This window comes from Gilliamella sp. BG2 (genome assembly GCF_046635645.1).
Lineage (GTDB): Bacteria > Pseudomonadota > Gammaproteobacteria > Enterobacterales > Orbaceae > Gilliamella > Gilliamella bombi.
This window is the reverse complement of record NZ_JBIDFF010000012.1, coordinates 17655-36878: the sequence shown is the minus strand read 5'-3', so window position 1 is coordinate 36878 and position 19224 is coordinate 17655. Positions and strand designations below refer to the sequence as shown.

The 19224-nt window shown below is 34.0% G+C and carries 19 protein-coding genes and 2 tRNA genes; 11 read left to right on the top strand and 10 right to left on the bottom strand.

From position 1 onward, the window contains the following. The first annotated feature begins 1 nt into the window (after position 1). Together ACGH6Q_RS06755 and ACGH6Q_RS06750 are read left to right on the top strand one after the other, a co-directional pair. Positions 2-78 (top strand) — tRNA-Arg (locus tag ACGH6Q_RS06755). Positions 79-98: 20 nt separating this feature from the next. Beyond that, positions 99-175: transfer RNA gene (locus ACGH6Q_RS06750), tRNA-Arg, on the top strand. A gap of 185 nt (positions 176-360) precedes the next feature. Here the strand turns inward: ACGH6Q_RS06750 and ACGH6Q_RS06745 are convergent. Further along, positions 361-831, bottom strand: a complete 471-nt coding sequence (locus tag ACGH6Q_RS06745; RefSeq protein ID WP_411592458.1) for an integrase core domain-containing protein — start codon at positions 829-831, stop codon at positions 361-363. 443 nt (positions 832-1274) lie between these two features. Between ACGH6Q_RS06745 and ACGH6Q_RS06740 the strand changes: the two genes are divergently transcribed. The 3 genes from ACGH6Q_RS06740 (at position 1275) to rarD (ending at position 4573) form a co-directional block, all read left to right on the top strand. Continuing rightward, complete coding sequence (locus ACGH6Q_RS06740; RefSeq protein ID WP_155266131.1) at positions 1275-1451, top strand: hypothetical protein; 177 nt, start codon at positions 1275-1277, stop codon at positions 1449-1451. A gap of 866 nt (positions 1452-2317) precedes the next feature. Next, positions 2318-3610, top strand: coding sequence for a serine--tRNA ligase (serS, locus tag ACGH6Q_RS06735; RefSeq protein WP_296317193.1), 1293 nt, complete (start codon positions 2318-2320; stop codon positions 3608-3610). A gap of 66 nt (positions 3611-3676) precedes the next feature. After that, positions 3677-4573: an EamA family transporter RarD gene (gene rarD, locus ACGH6Q_RS06730; RefSeq protein ID WP_065589601.1), complete on the top strand. Its 897-nt coding sequence runs from the start codon at positions 3677-3679 to the stop codon at positions 4571-4573. 49 nt (positions 4574-4622) lie between these two features. Here rarD and pflA read toward each other — a convergent pair whose 3' ends face one another. The 6 genes from pflA to ACGH6Q_RS06700 form a co-directional block, all read right to left on the bottom strand. Then, positions 4623-5402 (bottom strand): pyruvate formate lyase 1-activating protein, encoded by a 780-nt coding sequence (gene pflA / locus ACGH6Q_RS06725; RefSeq protein WP_218055817.1) that lies wholly within the window; start codon positions 5400-5402, stop codon positions 4623-4625. A gap of 247 nt (positions 5403-5649) precedes the next feature. Further along, positions 5650-7932 carry a formate C-acetyltransferase gene (pflB, locus tag ACGH6Q_RS06720; protein WP_085164906.1) on the bottom strand — a complete coding sequence of 761 codons (2283 nt, stop codon included), beginning with the start codon at positions 7930-7932 and terminating at the stop codon, positions 5650-5652. Positions 7933-7999: 67 nt separating this feature from the next. After that, positions 8000-8848, bottom strand: a complete 849-nt coding sequence (focA, locus tag ACGH6Q_RS06715; protein WP_081298300.1) for a formate transporter FocA — start codon at positions 8846-8848, stop codon at positions 8000-8002. Positions 8849-9473: 625 nt separating this feature from the next. Next, the gene (locus tag ACGH6Q_RS06710; protein ID WP_296317186.1) at positions 9474-10424 is read right to left on the bottom strand and encodes a hypothetical protein; all 951 of its coding nucleotides are present in this window, start codon (positions 10422-10424) and stop codon (positions 9474-9476) included. A 597-nt stretch (positions 10425-11021) separates the two neighbouring features. Further along, positions 11022-12089, bottom strand: a complete 1068-nt coding sequence (mltC, locus tag ACGH6Q_RS06705; protein WP_411592434.1) for a membrane-bound lytic murein transglycosylase MltC — start codon at positions 12087-12089, stop codon at positions 11022-11024. A gap of 8 nt (positions 12090-12097) precedes the next feature. After that, a complete protein-coding gene (locus tag ACGH6Q_RS06700) occupies positions 12098-12367 on the bottom strand; it encodes an oxidative damage protection protein (protein ID WP_034914624.1) in 270 nt (89 codons plus the stop codon). Positions 12368-12581: 214 nt separating this feature from the next. Here ACGH6Q_RS06700 and ACGH6Q_RS06695 point away from each other — a divergent pair, with 214 nt between their 5' ends. The 3 genes from ACGH6Q_RS06695 (at position 12582) to ACGH6Q_RS06685 (ending at position 15468) form a co-directional block, all read left to right on the top strand. After that, positions 12582-13793, top strand: a complete 1212-nt coding sequence (locus ACGH6Q_RS06695) for a bifunctional acetylornithine/succinyldiaminopimelate transaminase (RefSeq protein ID WP_411592432.1) — start codon at positions 12582-12584, stop codon at positions 13791-13793. Between the two features lie 65 nt (positions 13794-13858). Further along, positions 13859-14470, top strand: a complete 612-nt coding sequence (gene yihA / locus ACGH6Q_RS06690; RefSeq protein ID WP_065590380.1) for a ribosome biogenesis GTP-binding protein YihA/YsxC — start codon at positions 13859-13861, stop codon at positions 14468-14470. Positions 14471-14481: 11 nt separating this feature from the next. After that, complete coding sequence (locus ACGH6Q_RS06685) at positions 14482-15468, top strand: serine/threonine protein kinase (protein WP_411592429.1); 987 nt, start codon at positions 14482-14484, stop codon at positions 15466-15468. Positions 15469-15480: 12 nt separating this feature from the next. On the opposite strand, the gene ACGH6Q_RS06680 is transcribed toward ACGH6Q_RS06685, so the two are convergent. Then, complete coding sequence (locus tag ACGH6Q_RS06680) at positions 15481-15774, bottom strand: GIY-YIG nuclease family protein (protein ID WP_034914645.1); 294 nt, start codon at positions 15772-15774, stop codon at positions 15481-15483. Positions 15775-15958: 184 nt separating this feature from the next. Between ACGH6Q_RS06680 and ACGH6Q_RS06675 the strand changes: the two genes are divergently transcribed. From ACGH6Q_RS06675 to ACGH6Q_RS06665, 3 genes are all read left to right on the top strand, one after another. Continuing rightward, the gene (locus tag ACGH6Q_RS06675) at positions 15959-16663 is read left to right on the top strand and encodes a lipopolysaccharide core heptose(II) kinase RfaY (protein ID WP_411592427.1); all 705 of its coding nucleotides are present in this window, start codon (positions 15959-15961) and stop codon (positions 16661-16663) included. A gap of 433 nt (positions 16664-17096) precedes the next feature. Then, the gene (locus ACGH6Q_RS06670) at positions 17097-17390 is read left to right on the top strand and encodes a hypothetical protein (protein ID WP_411592424.1); all 294 of its coding nucleotides are present in this window, start codon (positions 17097-17099) and stop codon (positions 17388-17390) included. Positions 17391-17401: 11 nt separating this feature from the next. Beyond that, positions 17402-17608, top strand: a complete 207-nt coding sequence (locus tag ACGH6Q_RS06665) for a zeta toxin family protein (protein WP_034910164.1) — start codon at positions 17402-17404, stop codon at positions 17606-17608. Between the two features lie 7 nt (positions 17609-17615). On the opposite strand, the gene yfbR is transcribed toward ACGH6Q_RS06665, so the two are convergent. Together yfbR and lpxC are read right to left on the bottom strand one after the other, a co-directional pair. Continuing rightward, positions 17616-18203, bottom strand: coding sequence for a 5'-deoxynucleotidase (gene yfbR, locus ACGH6Q_RS06660; RefSeq protein ID WP_065590386.1), 588 nt, complete (start codon positions 18201-18203; stop codon positions 17616-17618). An 81-nt stretch (positions 18204-18284) separates the two neighbouring features. Next, positions 18285-19199 carry a UDP-3-O-acyl-N-acetylglucosamine deacetylase gene (lpxC, locus tag ACGH6Q_RS06655; protein WP_065610422.1) on the bottom strand — a complete coding sequence of 305 codons (915 nt, stop codon included), beginning with the start codon at positions 19197-19199 and terminating at the stop codon, positions 18285-18287. Between the last annotated feature and the right edge of the window lie 25 nt (positions 19200-19224).

Below are 19224 nucleotides of genomic sequence, written 5' to 3'. Positions count from 1 at the left end.
AGCATCCGTAGCTCAGCTGGATAGAGTACCCGGCTACGAACCGGGCGGTCAGGGGTTCGAATCCCTTCGGATGCACCACTTTTTTAACGAACTTACACGCATCCGTAGCTCAGCTGGATAGAGCACTCGGCTTCGAACCGAGCGGTCAGGGGTTCGAATCCCTTCGGGTGCGCCATTAACCACTTTCGAACACTTTATCAGTTATAGCAATAATAAAAAAAATAAAAACTTATCTTATTATATCCAGATTCAAAAACAGCGAAGAACTACTCATCGCACCACTTTGTACGTTTATTTGTATATTTTGGAAATTTTGATACCGCATAGTTAAAACTAATGTAGAAAATTACGCTGCTTGTTTTAATGTTTTATATTCGGCTGTGTCATGTTATTTAATGCCTCATGTGGTCTTTCAGTGTTATAAATCATTAACCATTCTTCGGTTATTCTCCTTGCTTGTACTAATTTGTTAAAAAGATATAAATTGAGTACTTCAGTACGATTAAATCGTTCAATATAGCCATTTTGATAAGGACTACCGGGCTGGATATAATCAATGGCTATATTATGTGATTTAGCCCAGTTTATAAAGGTTTTTCCTGTAAATTCTGGTCCATTATCGACCCGTATTTTTAATGGATACCCTAGATATTCAGCCAGTTTATCTAAGTAACGGGTAATTCTTCCCGCTGGTAAGCTTACTGCAATATCAATCTCTAACGCCTCACGATTAAAGCCATCGATGACATTGAATGTCCTAAAGCGACGTTGATTACAGCTACTATCACTCATAAAAACCATTAACCAACATTCACCTTTTTTATTAGAAATATGATAACTTTTCTGGTGTTCGAAATGAAATACGCTTCTATGTTTTATTCTGAGGTTAAGCCTTAACTCACAATATACTCGATAAACACGTCTATTTATCCATTTATAATCAAGCTACCAATTTACAGAATCATTACAATCCGATACTGAAATATTAAAAATTTGATTAATATTTTCCATAATTCTTTATATTCAATTTGATTTTTTTGATAAAAATCGACGATATCATCTACTACATTTTTACCAAAACATAACTTATCTTTTTCTTATTCTTTAAATAAATTTTGATTGGTAGTATATTATGATCGGTTTTACAGATCGATTAAATAGCGCACGATAGCTAAAACCTATATAAATTGATGTTACTGATCGTTGAAATCTTTCAAATATTTTTAAAAAGTAATAAGTTATAGTAAATTTAAATAATGAAAGGAGTGTAAATAATGTGCAAAAATATAAAGCAAAAAATTCTAAGAATTAAAGAATTAAAATCAAAAACAGGGCTACTCACAAAAAAAGAAATATTTGAACTAAATAGCTTAATAAAAGAACTTAAAGAATTGTTAAGGGTGAAATTACAAGAACAACAAGATATTGACTTCATTATTGATATTTATTAGTTTTTTTAGGAAACCTACTTACATCAACATCAACCAAAAACTAAAATACAATAAAACGAATAAAAAGGGGAACTAAAAGCTCCCCCCTTTATTATAACTATCTTCTAAAAAGTAGAAAATTGTCTATAATAAAAGTAAAAGAGAATTTGAATATGAAAAAGGTGATAAGCACCAAATCGTACCGATATTAAAAAAGTTAAAGCACGTTTCTCAATTAAAGCGCTTTAACTCAAATAAGATATGGGATATTCAACTTTTTATAAATGGAGGAAAAATACGATGATCTAGAAATTTCGGATATCAGATGTTTAAAAGAGTTAGAAGCGAAAAATCTCAAGCCTAAACGGATGTTTGCAAAATTACAGCTTCAAGAAGAAATCAGAACAAAAACGTGGACAAAATAGCTACAGCCTATTCAATCTATTTCAATTACCATGAGCTGTATATTGTGAGGTTGATTCACTGTGCTTACTATTATCATCCTAAATAATCAAATAATCTGATGATTATATCGATATTAAGTAATTCGAAATTATATTATAACAACATCTTTATGCTTTTTATTTTCTTTTTATTCAAAGATAAACAGCCCTCTAGCCGATATTATGAAAAATATTTATTTGTATATGATTAATATATCAAAAAACAGCTTATCGTCTATCTATTTGAATAAATAATATTTTACTAGTTCCCTAAAGTTCTTCTGGTCGCCATTTCGGTTGAATCCCAATATAATTCTAGTATACTAAGCTAACAAATTTTAATATCGGTAAATTAATCTACTTTTTAATTTATATGTTCTGTTTTCTATAATAGAATAACGATAAAGTAGAAAGATATTCCCTAGTTAATAATGGACACTATTTATGTTGGACCCAAATTTACTCCGAAATGAATTGGATGTTGTTGCTAATAAATTAGCACGTCGAGGATTTAAATTAGATGTTGATACTATTCGTCACTTAGAAGAAAAACGCAAAGTATTACAAGTTGAAACCGAGAACTTACAAGCCGAACGTAATGCTCGTTCAAAAGCAATTGGTGAAGCAAAAGCACGAGGCGAAGATATTACAGCTGTCCGTGAAGAAGTCAATAAACTTGGTGAAAAACTCAATAGCGCTAAAGCAGAGCTTGATATCCTACTAAGCAAAATTAAAGATATCGCTTCCACTATCCCAAATATTCCTGATGACTCTGTTCCTGATGGAAAAGATGAAAATGATAATGTTGAAATTTCACGCTTTGGCACACCAAGAAAATTTGATTTCCCAATTCAAGATCATGTTGCATTAGGAGAACGCTTTGGTGATCTTGACTTTGCAGCAGGGGTAAAACTCACAGGTGCACGTTTTGTGGTTATGAAATCACAAATCGCACGCTTACATCGTGCTATTACTCAATTCATGTTAGATTTACACACAGAACAGCATGGTTATGCCGAAATTTATGTACCGTATTTAGTCAATCAAGCAACACTTTTTGGAACAGGACAATTGCCAAAGTTTGCAGGTGACTTATTTCATACTAAACCGCTTGATGAAGAAGCTGAAAGCAGTAATTATGCATTAATTCCAACTGCCGAAGTGCCTGTAACTAATCTTGTGCGCGATGAAATCCTTGATGAAAGTGTATTACCATTAAAAATGACAGCACACACTCCTTGCTTTCGCTCTGAAGCAGGATCTTACGGTAAAGATACTCGCGGCTTAATCCGTATGCATCAATTTGATAAAGTAGAATTGGTTCAAATTGTTAAGCCTGAAGAATCGATGAAGGCATTAGAAGAGTTAACTGCTCACGCAGAAAAAGTATTGCAATTACTTGAATTACCATATCGAAAAATTGTGTTATGTACTGGAGATATGGGCTTTGGCTCTTGTAAAACCTATGACCTTGAAGTATGGGTACCAGCTCAAAATACATACCGAGAAATTTCTTCTTGCTCAAATATGTGGGATTTCCAAGCTCGCCGAATGCAAGCTCGTTATCGTAATAAAGCTGATAATAAAACATATTTAGTACATACACTAAATGGTTCTGGTCTAGCTGTTGGACGTACACTTGTTGCTATTATGGAAAACTATCAACAAGCAGATGGTTCAATTAAAGTTCCATCCGTTTTAGTACCTTATATGAATGGTGTTGAGTTTATTAAATAACTTACATTATCTTAGAGAATAGCGCTATCTATTAGCGCTATTTTTTTATTAATAAAGGTGAAAAAAATGATAAAAGGTGTAGCGCTTTCAATACTGGCATCATGTCTATTTGGGTTACTGTATTACTACCCAGTTTTGTTACACTCCTTATCTGTTGTTGATATTTTTTGTTGGCGATTACTAACTTCATTTCCTGCAATAGTTATATTAATCATTGCTGGAAAACAGTGGTCAGTTATAACTGCACTTTTTAGACGAATAAAACAACAACCACTTTTTTTATTGGGGTTATTATTTTCTTCTGTTTTGCTCACAATACAGATGATGATTTTTATTTGGGCACCACTTAACGGACATGGGTTATCAGCATCGCTAGGTTATTTTTTATTGCCACTAGCAATGGTGATTTCTGGGCAAATTTTTTATAAAGAAAAGCTCAGCTTCTTGCAAAAAATAGCTGTTGCACTTGCAGTATTAGGCGTTGCCATTGAAATTTACATCACTGGTGCTTTCTCATGGGAAACCGCTGTTATTGCTTTGGGGTATCCAATCTACTTTATGACAAGGCGCAAATTGCGAATAGATGGCATTGTGGGCACGTTTTCTGACTTTTTCTTTATCTTCCTAGGGTGCCTTATATATTGTGCCTTAAATTATCGTTTAGACAAAATAATTAGTGATCTTTCTCATTTCCCGATTTACATACCAACCTTGGGGATCATCACGGCTATTGCTTTTGCAATCTATTTTGTTGCAAGTCGCTTACTGCCCATGGGATTATTTGGTTTATTAGGATATGTAGAGCCAGTACTACTAACAGTTATTTCTATACTGTTTTTGCATGAGAAAGTTTCATCAGAACATATTGTATCATATGGATTTATTTGGTTATCTGTCTGCATTCTAGCTTTTGAGGGTGGGATTTTTGTTATACGTGCAATAAAACGAAAAAGATTACAATAGATACAAAAGAGGCACAATTGAATGCGCCTCTTATCAAACAATCTATCAACTATTTACTAAATGTAACATAATGACCATAGCTTTCTAAAATACCTTGGATCCTATCAAGGGTTTCTCTTGGTGGAGCCTCAACGCCTTCCAACTTATATTTATCACCAATCGTATCCCATTTATAAGCACCTAGTTTATGATAAGCAAGTAATTCTACACGCTCAATATTATCCATCCCCTCAATAAATTTACCAAGCAGATGTGCTGAATTATCATCATCAGTCCACCCAGGAACAACAACATAACGTATCCAAGTTCGCTTATTAATTTTTTGCAAATATTTAGCAAACTCAAGAACTCGTTTATTTGGTACTCCAACTAATTTTTGATGAATTTCATCATTAACTTGCTTTAAATCAAGCATGACCAAATCTGTTACTTCTAAAAGTTCATCAACAACATGGTCGAGCTGCCTTGCATAACCATTAGTATCCAAACAAGTACTAATGCCTTCTTGATGACAAGCTCTAAACCATTGAGTAACAAACTCAGCTTGTAACGTAGCCTCACCGCCCGAAGCTGTCACACCACCACCATTAGGCATAATAAAACTTTTGTAAGAAACAATTTCTTTCATAAGCTCATCAACGGTGACCTCTCGGCCAGCTTTTAAATCCCATGTATCACGATTATGGCAATACAAGCAACGCATTAAGCAACCTTGAAAAAAAACAATAAAACGAATCCCTGGACCATCAACAGTACCAAAGGATTCAAAAGAGTGGATACGGCCTTTAATAGGCGAATTAGTTGTCATAATAATATTTTGTTGTTCCATAGATAATCTCGAATCATTGCTCATATGACTTTTTAATAATTTTAACTCCACTACCGTCAAACTTAAACCAATAGTATTAATCGTCACGAATTATATTTTGATTAATTATACTGGATAAATATCAACAATATTAAATTATTATCATCGTATTAATATTTAATTTAAAGATGGCAAAAATAATATTTGCACTGATAAAAAAATAGCGCCTTTAAAGACGCTATTTCGATTAAGTTAACAATTAACTAAATTACATTTTTTGTGTAAATGTACGGTTAATTACGTCATTTTGTTGTTCTTTAGTTAATGAGTTGAAACGCACCGCATATCCAGAAACACGAATAGTTAATTGTGGATATTTTTCAGGATGTTCCATCGCATCTAATAATGTATCACGATTTAATACATTAACATTTAGATGTTGACCACCTTCTACTGTAGCTTCGTGATGGAAATAACCATCCATTAAACCAGCTAAGTTGCGTTTACGCACATCATCATCTTTACCTAATGCATTTGGAACGATAGAGAAAGTATAAGAAATACCATCTTTAGCATAAGCAAATGGAAGTTTAGCAACAGATGTTAATGAAGCTACCGCACCTTTTTGGTCACGACCGTGCATTGGGTTAGCACCTGGTCCAAATGGCGCACCAGCACGACGTCCGTCTGGAGTATTACCTGTTTTCTTACCATAAACAACGTTTGATGTAATGGTTAATACAGATTGTGTAGGTGTTGCATTACGATAAGTTTTAAGTTTTTGAATTTTCTTCATAAAACGTTCAACTAAATCAACAGCGATATCATCAACTCGTGGATCGTTATTACCAAATTGTGGATATTCACCTTCAATTTCAAAGTCAGTAGCTAAACCATCTTCATCACGAATTGCTTTTACTTTTGCATACTTAATCGCAGAAAGAGAGTCAGCTGCAACTGAAAGACCAGCAATACCACATGCCATAGTACGAATAACATCACGATCATGAAGCGCCATTAATGATGCTTCATAGCTGTATTTATCGTGCATATAGTGAATAGCATTTAATGCAGTTACGTATTGTTTTGCTAACCAATCCATAAAGTGGTCTAAACGAGCAAACACTGTATCAAAATCTAAATATTCATCAGTGATTGGAGCCTCTTTAGGACCAACTTGCATTTTTAATTTTTCATCCACACCGCCGTTGATTGCGTATAGTAGAGTTTTAGCAAGGTTTGCACGCGCACCAAAGAATTGCATTTGTTTACCAACAATCATTGGGCTTACACAACATGCAATAGCATAGTCATCATTGTTAAAGTCAGGACGCATTAAATCATCATTTTCATATTGTAATGATGATGTATCGATAGATACTTTTGATGCGAACTCTTTAAATCCACTTGGTAATTTTTCAGACCAAAGGATTGTCATATTAGGTTCTGGAGATGGACCCATTGTATATAAAGTATTTAAGAAACGGAAAGAAGTCTTAGTAACTAATGTACGACCGTCAACACCCATACCAGCGATAGATTCAGTTGCCCAAATTGGGTCACCAGAGAATAATTCATCATATTCTGGCGTACGTAAGAAACGAACCATACGTAACTTCATAACAAAATGGTCAACAATTTCTTGAGCATCTTTTTCTGTAATTAAACCAGCTTCAAGATCGCGTTGGAAGTAAATATCAAAGAAAGTCGAAGTACGACCTAATGACATTGCAGCACCATTTTGTGATTTAACCGCAGCTAAATAACCAAAATATGTCCATTGAACTGCTTCTTGTGCAGTTTTTGCTGGGGCAGAAATATCGAAGCCGTATTTAGCTGCCATTTCTTTAATTTGGCCAAGTGCACGATGCTGTTCAGCAATTTCTTCACGACGTTGCATAATCATTGGAAGATCAACACCGTTTTCGAAATCAGCTTGTAGTGAATTGAATTGTGCAAATTTATCTTGCATTAAGTAGTCGATACCGTAGAGCGCAACACGACGGTAGTCACCAATAATACGACCACGGCCATAAGCATCAGGAAGACCTGTAATAACACCTGATTTACGACAACGAAGAATATCTGGAGTATAAATATCGAAAACACCTTGGTTATGAGTTTTACGATATTCAGTAAAGATTTTTTTGACTAAAGGATCAAGCGTTCTGTTATAAGCTTTGCAAGAATTCTCGATCATTTTGATACCACCAAACGGAATAATTGCACGTTTTAATGGTTTTTCAGTTTGTAAGCCAACAATTTTTTCTAAATCTTTTTCAATATAACCTGCATCATGAGCAGTAATTGTCGAAATAACACTTGTATCAAAATCCACAGGGGCATGGGTAGCATTTTCAATTTTAATGCCTTCCATTACTTTATCCCATAACTTAGTTGTGGCTTCAGTTGCGCCAGCTAAGAAAGACTCATCGCCCTCATATGGCGTGTAGTTTTTTTGAATAAAATCGCGGACATTAACATTATTTTGCCAATCACCATCTTTAAATCCTTTCCAAGCTGCTGCTTGTACTTCGTTTAAATTACTCATAATTTTCACCTCAGGTTTACAAAAATAACTATTTACCCTATTAAATATGAGGGTAAATATTATAAAATCAATGTGGCTTACGTAAATATAAAGCCCAATAAGGTAGTGCTACAGCTAAACCACCTAAAATATTCCCAATTGTAACTGGAATTAAATTTTTAAATACAAAATGCGATACAGTTAACTCTTTAAATGCATCTGCCGACACACCAGCTGCTTGCCAAAACTCAGGGGACGCAAAGTTCTTAATCACAATACCCATAGGAATCATAAACATATTTGCAATACTATGCTCAAAACCGCTGGCAACAAACATTGCAACAGGTAAAACCATAATTAGCATTTTATCAAGTAAGCTACGACCAGCGTAACTCAACCAGGCGGCCAAACAGACCATTAGATTAGCTAAAAAGCCAAGACATACTGCCTCAATAAAGGTGTGATGTAATTTATGATCAGCGGTTTGTAAAATATTTAGTCCCCACAAACCATTGGCTACCATATACTGACCTGAAAACCAAATAACTGTAACAAACAGTATAGCACCAATAAAGTTACCAACATAGACCAAAATCCAATTACGAATCATTTTAGTCCAGCCAATTTTATGGGTCATTTTAGGTAAAATGGTCAATACTGTTGAAGTAAATAAGTCAGAACCACAACAAACAACAAGCATAAGTCCTAAAGAGAAACAAATACCGCCGACTAATTTTGCCAAACCAAAAGCAACGGTTGCTGTTCCGGTTGTTACGGTAATATAAAATACAAAAGCGATAGAGATATAAACACCAGCAAGCATTGCGGATAAAATCGTACTACATGGGTGTTTGTTTACTTTGTAATTGCCAAGATCTTCAGCAATTTGGGTCATTTGTGCGGGAGAATATGAATCCACAAGTTTATTGGTACTCAAACTAACATCCTCAAAAAAACTAGGGTTTTATGAGACGCATAGTATACTCAAAATTTGAAGCAGATCACGTTTTTTTTATTAAAAAACTTTAAAACCACAAAAATCCCTCATTATTAAAGAGGTTACTTATAGTAAAAATAGTGAATTAAAATTTTTAGGAAGATTTATACCTAGTGGGGAGCTAATCTTATTTAGAATCAACCTATCGGACGTGATTAAAATTAGCCATATTAACTTTGCCGTGCTATAAGCGTATTTTTTGTTCTAAAATCGTTCAGGTAGACTATTGATTTTATTTATTTTTTTATTTTAAATGAAATCAAACACTTATAGAATAGTTTTTTTATTACACTGGATTCTGCTTTTTAAGAAAAGCGCTTTTGTTATTTAATAATAGCTATTTAATAATAACTTGTTAATAACAGCTAGTTAATAACAAAAGCGCAAGATTTTAATTTGTATCGATCAGAGCACTATTTTGGCTTTCAGTCATTAAAGCGCAAAGCTCGCAGGCTTTTCCTGCTCAATACCTAACGCCTCAGAGGCTTGGTTCTTTGTTATATTATCCTTTATTTGCACCATAAACTATTCCTGAGCCTAAGGATTAAGAAATAAACACTAAAATCTAAGGTGTGGTGCAAACAGCATAATACCCGAAGGTAGCACCCATGTGATTGCTATTGATGTAGCCAGTGTCCGAGTAGACATAGAACTGACGGTTAGGTATGGCGTTGATCGTCCAATAACCATAGTGGGAGTGAGTACTGTAAGCGAAATCCGCATTAGCGTAATGGGACATGTAGCCCCACTCCGTGAAAAATCCAGCTCCAATTCGACGCTGGTAATAATTTTCAGATGACGACGGCGTGGCACTAGAAATAGGAAAACTAGCTGTTCTGACTGCATTGGTTAAATCTCTTACCTGCGTAAGACGATACCCCAAACGACTACACCATGTTGTTTGAGCTGGGGCTGTATCATATTTACCTCCTCGGTTAACAAACCACTGCTTTAACTTAAATCCATATTTTACTACCTCATCACCAGTATTAATATCTCTACCCACTAACTCAAACGTCTGTGGTAACTGTGGCTTAGCAATTGGGTTAGGATGAGGATTGTACCATTGATTTCTTGCCTCTGGACCTGTTAGCTTAACACGAGCGACAACTTGTCCCTTATCTTCATCAGGGATCCACTTATCATTAGCTACAACATTTGTCACTGTCGCAGTGATGCCCCCCAAAGTAATGGGTTCCCATGTCAATTCCTTTATATCTACTCCACTTATGAGTAAATCAAAATATAAATTATGCCCACCCGTGGTCGGAAAATTAAGACTGTATGATTCAGGATGAATTGATTCAAAATCAATTGATTGTACTAAAAAGCCCTTATCGGGATTCCATATGTCAGCTGGACCCGCTCTTTCTTCATCACCCAAAAGTAGATTTGGCCTTACATAATTGATAACTGGCGACGGTAGCATTATTGCATCACTACGATTACCTGTTCGAGATTTTTTGCCATTCGCCTGTAAATTCCATGAAGATAACAATAATAACAGCCCCAACACCAATAAGCTTTTTTGAGACAATTTTGATAATACGTTGAGAGATAATTTGGAAGGTATAAATAAGTTTTGTGTAAAAGCTCTTCGAATAAGATTATTTAATAAATTTAAGACATAGGTTTGCCAGTGCTGGTGTCTGGTGTCTAAAATGATAATGCATTATGGTTTACCTGTCAAGTAATTATTTGTTTTATTTGAATTTTTATTATTTTCCGATTATTTAAAAAGCTTGCTTTCCTATAGCGGTTAAAGTATAACCATTTAAAAAATTGTTGGCTAGTTTTTTGGCGGATTTTTTTGTAAAGAAATGTAAAGATGAAAATCATTCACTTTATAGATAAGTAAATTTTTAATTAAAATAATTCTTTAAAAACTGTTAGAGTGTTTTACCCACAATCGCTTAGACTTTTGTTTATTACCTTTTGTTAGTTAGCTATTGTTTGTTAGCTTCTGAATCGCTAGATGTTGACTGATTATGTTGTGTTATCTTTAAACAACCATTAAATCCATTTTGCTTTATCATTCGTTTATGAGCTGGTAAATGATATATTTCCTCATCATTACTTATGAATGATGAGGAAATATTTATTTTTTTATAACTTATTTATTATCTAAGATTCTATTGACTTTTATTAGATAATTACGTGACTCTTGCGAAACGTGAGAAGTGACAAGTTTTCGATAAACCTGTTGTGGTGTCATTGAGTTTATGATGTTGATAGCTTCATTGCGATCGTTAGAAAACGTACGCAACACACTTCCTACTCCTCCATTATAAGATGTGATCACGGCGTATCTTAACGAAATTGGGTTATTAATGCCTGCTAAGTATTTCGTTTTTAATAAAGATAAATAAGCTGTACCTATATCAACATTATTACGCGGATCGAGTAAGAATTTTCGACTTGGTTCACCCGATTTGCCTTGTAATTTGAAAATATCACGCCCAGCGGTGTGTTGTTGTACTTGCATTAGTCCAAGCGCATCAGTACGGCTGACAGCATATGGGTTAAATGCAGATTCAACTTCCATAATGGCTAAGATCAAGCGTTCATCAATAAAATAACGATTAGAAGCTTCAGCTACTATTGGTAAGAATTTTCTGGCACGTTGATTTATGTGGTTAGGAACAAGTTTAATTTCAACATAAGTAATTTTATAAGAACCAGACCAGCGAGTTTTTATATTATTGCTAAGCAGATAATCAGCAAAACTATTGGCTCTGCCACTCCAACGAATCGGTTGATGCTCTTGATCTAATACCTGATTGTATAGAAATGGTTCTTGAGATAAGTCTTGACTGATTTTGTCATGTCGTATAATGTCAACTGGCTCTGACATAAGTAATGTCGAAACTATCGCTTCTTTTAGGTTTTCTATTGGTGATTCAGCCATCGTTTCAATAGTAATCACACCAGAAACAAAGTTAATATGGACACGCGTTTTTAAATTATCTTCATATTGAACATAATCTTTAGGCCCTGCAATAAGGACTTCTTTCGGACCCCAAATTTCTTCAATGTTATTAGCATATTGACTAATTAAGATATTAAAAGCATTAGTATCTTTAACATAATTGTTTTCATTTTTTTTTGAATTCGTACTAGGACAACCTGTTAGAAGAGTTACAGAAATAATTAACACGATGATTTTTTTATTTTTTTTCATTTTACATCTCAATTTTGCGGTTTATATCCATCAATAACAACTTCTTCGCCTTCAAATAGAAATTTGATCATTTCAGCTTCAATTTTTTTTCGGTGTTCTAGATTCATCATATTGAGTTTATGTTCGTTAATGAGCATTGTTTGTTTTTTGAGCCATTCTTGCCATGCCTGTTTGGATATTTCGTTAAAAATACGTTTTCCAATCTCCCCTGGATAAAGTTGAAAATCTAATCCCTCTGCTTCTTTTTTTAAATAATGGCAATAAACGACACGGCTCATTTTTATCTCTTTTAAGTACACTTAACGAATAGTGGCTAATTATACCTGAAAATAATTATAGATAAGAAGAAAATTATTATATTAATTTTAAATTGAATTCACCTTTAATTAGTGAATATTAATTTAAAATATTTGAATAATTATTTACTTTACACCGCAATTAGTTTGATTAAAATGATAGGAACTAGTTAATAAAATAAATAAGGATTAAACAATGCAGCCAAAAATCACACGTGAACTTTTTGATAAAGTTATTTTACCTATTTATGCACCAGCAAAATTTATCCCCGTAAAGGGTAAAGGGAGTCGTGTTTGGGATCAAAATGGTGAAGAATATATTGATTTTGCAGGTGGCATCGCTGTAAATGCGCTTGGGCATTGTCATCCAAGATTAGTTAAAGCATTACATGAACAAAGTGAAAAGTTATGGCATGTAAGTAATGTTTTTACTAATGAGCCGGCTTTAAATCTTGCTCAAAAACTTATCGATAATACGTTTGCTGAACGTGTTTTTTTTGCAAATTCTGGTGCCGAAGCTAATGAAGCTGCGTTTAAATTAGCTCGTCATTACGCAATACATAAATACAATCCTTATAAGACTAAAATTATTGCTTTTTATCAATCTTTTCATGGGCGTACATTTTTTACCGTCTCTGTTGGTGGTCAGGCTAAGTATTCGGATGGTTTTGGTCCAAAACCAGCTGATATTATTCATGTTCCTTTTAATGATCTTGATGCAGTTAAAGCCGTAATGGATGATCATACTTGTGCGGTTGTACTAGAGCCTGTTCAAGGTGAAGGTGGATTAACTTCAGCCACACCCGAATTTTTACAAGGTTTGCGTGAGCTATGTGATGAATATAAAGCGTTACTGGTGTTCGATGAAGTGCAATGTGGAATAGGTCGAACAGGCAGTTTATTTACTTATCAACAATATGATGTAAAGCCAGATATTTTAACCTCAGCTAAAGCACTGGGCGGTGGATTTCCTATTAGTGCTATGTTAACAACAGACGAAATTGCTTCAGTTATGCATCCCGGTGTACATGGTACAACTTATGGTGGTAACCCTTTAGCTTGTGCTGTGGGTTGCGAGGCTTTTGATATTATTAATTCTCCTGAAATACTTGAAAGTGTGCAAAAACGACGTGCTGTATTTATTGAGCAATTAGAAAAAATTAATGATAAATTTAAATTATTCCGAGAGTATCGTGGAAAGGGGTTATTGTTAGGCGTAGAATTACAACCCAAATTTCACAATAAAGCTCGTGATTTTTTGAACGTAGCAACTGAATTTAAAGTAATGATTTTAAATGCTGGATCTAATGTTTTGCGCTTTACCCCATCACTAATTATTTCTGAAGATGAAATTAAAGAAGGTATGACTCGATTTGCGAAAGCTGTGGAAAAAGTTGTCAATTCTTAAGTTTTTCTATACAGTAACGGCATTTTAGTCAATTGAATGCCGTTGCATTTAAAGGATACTTATTTATGACCAATATTCACCCATTAAATTATGCTAAAACTCATTTTATTTTGAGTGCACCTGATATTTCTCATCTACCTGTTGATAGTGGTGTTGAAATTGCTTTTGCTGGTCGTTCTAACGCTGGTAAATCAAGCGCACTTAATACATTAACCAATCAAAAAGGGCTTGCTAGAACGAGTAAAACGCCAGGTCGAACCCAACTTATTAATCTTTTCGAAGTTGAAGAAAATTGCCGTTTAGTAGATTTACCCGGTTATGGCTATGCTCAAGTGCCAGAGGCGATAAAGCGTAAATGGCAAAAAGCATTAGGCGAATATCTGCAAAAGCGTGAAAGTTTAAAAGGTTTGGTTGTATTGATGGATATTAGACATCCGTTAAAAGATTTAGATCAACAGATGATTGAGTGGGCGGTTTCTGTTGATATCCCTATTATGTTACTGCTTACTAAAGCTGATAAATTAGCTTCTGGCGCTCAAAAAAAACAAGTTAATATGGTGAAAGAAGCCATTTTACCTTTTCAAGGAGATATTACTGTTGCTCCTTTTTCATCACCTAAGCGTATTGGACTTGAAGCTCTAAAACAAAAATTAGATGAATGGTTTAGTTTGCAATAAAGGATCATTCAATGAATAGTTCAACATTTTCGTTTCAATCTTTATCACCAGATTTAATTATTGATAGCCTATCTTCAATAGGATTGAGTATAGATTCTGGTTTGACTGTGTTAAATAGTTATGAAAATCGTGTTTATCAATTTCAAGATGAAGATCATAAACGTTATGTGGTTAAGTTTTATCGACCAAATCGTTGGGATCGTCAGCAAATTCTTGAAGAACATCAGTTTACTAAGCAATTAGCTGATGCTGAGGTTCCCGTTATTACGCCATTAACATTTAATAATACGACACTACACGAATATCAAGGTTATCTGTTTACGTTGTTTGCTAGTGTTGGAGGACGACAATATGAGATGGATAATATCGAGCAAATGGAATCTGTGGGTATGTTGCTTGGTCGTATCCATCAAATTGGTGCTAAGCAGACATTTTTACATCGTCCAACTATTGGATTAGAAGAGTATCTTTATCGGCCACAAGATATCTTGCTATCTAGCGCTTATATTTCTAAGAAAGTTCAAACTGACCTTAAAGATATTTTAGCCCAGTTAATAAAAACTGTTGAACAGCATTGGCATAACGATTGGCAGCCTATTCGATTACATGCCGATTGCCATGCGGGTAATATCTTATGGCGCGATAATACAATGTTTGTTGATTTTGATGATTCTCGTAATGGCCCTGCAATTCAAGATCTGTGGATGTTACTGCATGGTGATCGTCAACAGCAACGTTTACAGTTGGATTTATTGATTGAAATGTATCAGGAGTATTGTAAGTTTGATCATCATCAATTGAAGCTTATCGAACCTTTAAGAGCGATGAGAATGGTTCATCATTTAGCATGGATTTTAGAGCGTTGGCAAGATCCTGCTTTTCCTATCGCCTTTCCATGGATTACTGATGAGGATTTTTGGCGGCAACAATTAGCTGAGTTTAATAAGCAAATTGATGCAATTAAAGCTCCTACAATACAGTTAATGCCAATGATGTGAATATAAAGCGTATTAATTGAGTAGTTTTAATAATTCGTTTAAATTAGGCTGGTTTGTGACTAACTTCTCTTTTTTTTGTTTAGAAAGCTGTTTTATTCGGTACTCAAGCCTAAGCGCCATCGATCTGTCACCAATATAGATCCGGTACACAATAGTTAAATCTTTTTGCCCTTTTAGATGCTTTGCACCTTTGTTGGTTTGATGTTGGTGAAGCCTTCTTTCCACATTTGTTGTAATACCAGTATAGAGTGATTTTTTTGCTGTTCTAATAATATATAAAAACCATTCGGATGCGCTATTAGACATAACTAACCAATAATATAAATTCAATTATTTAACCATAATATCATTTTAATGGCATAGCAAATATTCATCACTTTTTAATTAATACTATTCATACTACTAGTTAAACGTTACTGTTTCATTTACTTTAACGCAGATAATGTTTAAGATAAGTCAATTTTTTTGATGTATTCTGGGATAATAAAATTTGAATAACTTTGCAAAAATTATTGAAGTTCAACGTGGCGATATGAAGTTCGCCTATGTGCAAAATGACGAAATCAATTATTTAGAACTTTTTGACCAATTTTTGGCAGAAGAAGGACATCATGAATTACTCGATCCTAGCGATAAATTAGAGCGATATACTTATTTAATCGATCATGATGAATCAAAATTTATTTTTAAAATTGATGGCGGTGTTGAGCACCGTTTAGAGCGTCGTTTAATCGCCAAAATTACAGGCGACTTTTATTTCAATTTAATTCGTAAACTCGCCAAAATATCACTTGATAATGCCGATATTGCTTATGAACTGTATTTGGTTGCTTTCGATCAAAAAACTAAACGCCATTATATGATTTTTAACTTTATCGAAGGGCGCTCTTTAAAGTGGGAAGAAATGAAAGAGTATGGCGAGCAAGTTAAAAACTGTATTGAAAAACTGCACAGTTATAATTTAGTATCTAATGATATTCATGGCGGAAATTTTATCTTAACGCCTGAAGGAAAAATCAAGGCCATCGATTTAACGAACTCAGGATTTATTTGGCTAACTAAAGCCAATGACGCAATCGAGTTGAAAGAACGCTTTGATATCAAAATTAAGGTTCCTTTTTTTGCAATGGCAATTAAAAAGTTTACTCATGGGTTTAAACGATTGTCTCGGAAGATCCGAGGGAAAAAAGATTAATTATTCTACCATTGTGAGAGTTTGTTGATCCTGTAAAGGTTCGAGTGATTATTATTCAGTATAATCGTAATTTTTTAATTAGTGATATCGTGAATTAGTTTCGTTATCACGTATATCACTAAAAAATATCTCGATTAGTTAGAGGAAATTGACGAGCTTAAAAGCCATTTAACTTGTATCTGACATAAAATACATTTATTATAACTAGAGTAAAAACCTTTTTATTATCACAGAATTTAATATTCTGAAAAAGTATGTATTTTTTATTAATAATCTATAATAGAAATAAAAAATGTTTAAGTGGGTAGCTACCTTTTAGGCCATGCCTACTTTAGTATGCCCACCACCATTGGTATGGTAATTTTGACTTTTTTCTTTATGTCTATGATCCATTTCGGCGCACTCGATTTATAACGATGAATAAGGAAACATCATGAAAACACTAGATCCCAGCATTTACCCTTGGATTGACGCAGCAAAACAGGCGGTTAAACGAGAAAAAATCAAGTTTTGCCACTACTTCAGCTCAATTAAAGAAACAGGCGACCAAGCCGCTTATGATGCCGCTTATCCTCTCTATATAAAGGCTCTACAAGATTTATATGAAGTTGGAATTATCCCCCCAAGTACAGCAGATATAGACGAACTCAAAGCCATTGCGGTTGGTAATTTTCACCCGAAATTTAATGAAGTATTTCCTGATGTAGTATTTTCAGAAGATGATTGACTATTTATTTTATGGCTAATAAATTTATTCTTCCCAAAGATAAGCATGACAGAATTTTCGAGAATGCAATCAAAAATGAATATCTGAGATTTGTTAAACCTTCAAATAACCCTGAAGTAATTTTACTCGGCGGACAGGTCGGCTCAGGCAAATCAACAGTAAGAAATGAATACGCCAAAAACAATTTCTTGGTTATTGATACCGATGCTTATAAATAAACTAATTTTACATGGTTATTTCATCTAGTGATAAACTAAAGCTTGGAACAAAAACGTCTAAGAAGTAATTCATTTCAGGACTGTTACGTTCAGATAAAGTCTTTTTTAAACGTTGTTCTGCTAATTTAAACTCATTATTGCCCGCACTGAGCTCTTCAATCGTTTTAAGGTAAGCGCATAATGCATCAGCTTGTTTTACAATACTTTTCTCGATTTCGTCATAAAAATCATCATCAATTAATGTTCTAAAATCATCTTGTAACTCTTTAGGAAGCATATTGATAAGTTTATGCTGTGCTATTTTTTCAATCTTTTTATATTCAACCGTTATTTGTGGATTGTAATACTTTGTTGGTGTTGGTAGATCGCCAGTTATCACTTCCGAAACGTCGTGGTACATTGCCAGCAATGCAATTCTTTCTGGATTAACATTTCCATTAAATTTCTTGTTTTTAATTATTGCTAAGGCATGTGCAACGAAAGCAACCTGTAAACTATGCTCTGATACATTTTCAGTTCTTACATTACGCATTAAAGGCCAACGATTAATAAGTTTTAATCGTGATAAATGAGCAAAAAAATGACTGTTATTCATACATTATCTCTTTAATATAAAATAAAAAACGCTCCTATTAAAAACAGGAGCGCCATAATATAAAACAATATTACTTATATTTTATGCAAAAATAAGCTGTTGAGTACCCAATGCAAGTGGCACTATTTGCTCTTCTGTAAATGTGATATATTCCCATGCATTTTGTTTTGCTAGCAATGCTTGCAATAATTGATTATTCAATGCATGACCTGATTTATAACAAACAACTTCACCAATCATATTGTGACCGCTCATATATAAATCACCGATAGTATCAAGCATTTTGTGACGCACAAACTCATCTTCAAAACGTAAACCATCTTCATTAAGCACTTTATAATCATCAACAACAATTGCACAATCTAAACTACCACCAAGACATAAGCCTTTAGATTGTAATGCTTCAATATCACGCATAAAGCCAAATGTTCTAGCACGACTGATTTGACGAATAAATGATTCAGACGAAAAATCTAGTTGATAACGTTGTGAACTATTGTCGATAGCTGGATGTTGAAAATCAATAGTGAAATCTAGCTTAAAACCACTATAAGGTCTTACTTCAGCCCATTTATCACCATTTTCAACTCGAACTGTTTCTTTTACACACAAAAACTTTTTAAGTGCATTTTGTTCAGCAATACCAGCATCAAGCAATAAATAAACAAACGGACTTGCACTACCATCCATAATTGGTATTTCAGGGGCATTAACTTCAATAATAATATTATCAATACCAAGCCCTGCTAATGCAGCATTAATATGTTCAACTGTAGAAATACGAACATTGTCTTCATTTATTAAACAAGTACAAAGCATTGTATCACGCACAGACTTCGCATCCACAGGAAAATCTACATATGGATTTAAATCAGTACGACGGTAAATTATACCTGTATTTTCAGGCGCAGGACGTAATGTCAAAGTAACTTTTTTGCCAGTATGTAAACCAACACCAGTTGCTTGAATAGTCTTTTTTAATGTTCTTTGTTTCACTTTGCACCTACTTTTTTATTTGCTC

What these genes read in the sequence shown, in the direction of transcription:
- pflA (WP_218055817.1), bottom strand. Translation starts at nt 5,402, where the DNA reads ATGGAACAACAAAATATTATTATGACAACTAATTCGCCTATTAAAGGC.
- ACGH6Q_RS06680 (WP_034914645.1), bottom strand. Translation starts at nt 15,774, where the DNA reads ATGTCTAATAGCGCATCCGAATGGTTTTTATATATTATTAGAACAGCA.
- ACGH6Q_RS06670 (WP_411592424.1), top strand. Translation starts at nt 17,097, where the DNA reads ATGAAAACACTAGATCCCAGCATTTACCCTTGGATTGACGCAGCAAAA.
- yihA (WP_065590380.1), top strand. Translation starts at nt 13,859, where the DNA reads ATGACCAATATTCACCCATTAAATTATGCTAAAACTCATTTTATTTTG.
- mltC (WP_411592434.1), bottom strand. Translation starts at nt 12,089, where the DNA reads ATGAAAAAAAATAAAAAAATCATCGTGTTAATTATTTCTGTAACTCTT.
- pflB (WP_085164906.1), bottom strand. Translation starts at nt 7,932, where the DNA reads ATGAGTAATTTAAACGAAGTACAAGCAGCAGCTTGGAAAGGATTTAAA.
- serS (WP_296317193.1), top strand. Translation starts at nt 2,318, where the DNA reads ATGTTGGACCCAAATTTACTCCGAAATGAATTGGATGTTGTTGCTAAT.
- ACGH6Q_RS06685 (WP_411592429.1), top strand. Translation starts at nt 14,482, where the DNA reads ATGAATAGTTCAACATTTTCGTTTCAATCTTTATCACCAGATTTAATT.
- rarD (WP_065589601.1), top strand. Translation starts at nt 3,677, where the DNA reads ATGATAAAAGGTGTAGCGCTTTCAATACTGGCATCATGTCTATTTGGG.
- ACGH6Q_RS06665 (WP_034910164.1), top strand. Translation starts at nt 17,402, where the DNA reads ATGGCTAATAAATTTATTCTTCCCAAAGATAAGCATGACAGAATTTTC.
- ACGH6Q_RS06740 (WP_155266131.1), top strand. Translation starts at nt 1,275, where the DNA reads ATGTGCAAAAATATAAAGCAAAAAATTCTAAGAATTAAAGAATTAAAA.
- yfbR (WP_065590386.1), bottom strand. Translation starts at nt 18,203, where the DNA reads ATGAATAACAGTCATTTTTTTGCTCATTTATCACGATTAAAACTTATT.
- ACGH6Q_RS06695 (WP_411592432.1), top strand. Translation starts at nt 12,582, where the DNA reads ATGCAGCCAAAAATCACACGTGAACTTTTTGATAAAGTTATTTTACCT.
- ACGH6Q_RS06700 (WP_034914624.1), bottom strand. Translation starts at nt 12,367, where the DNA reads ATGAGCCGTGTCGTTTATTGCCATTATTTAAAAAAAGAAGCAGAGGGA.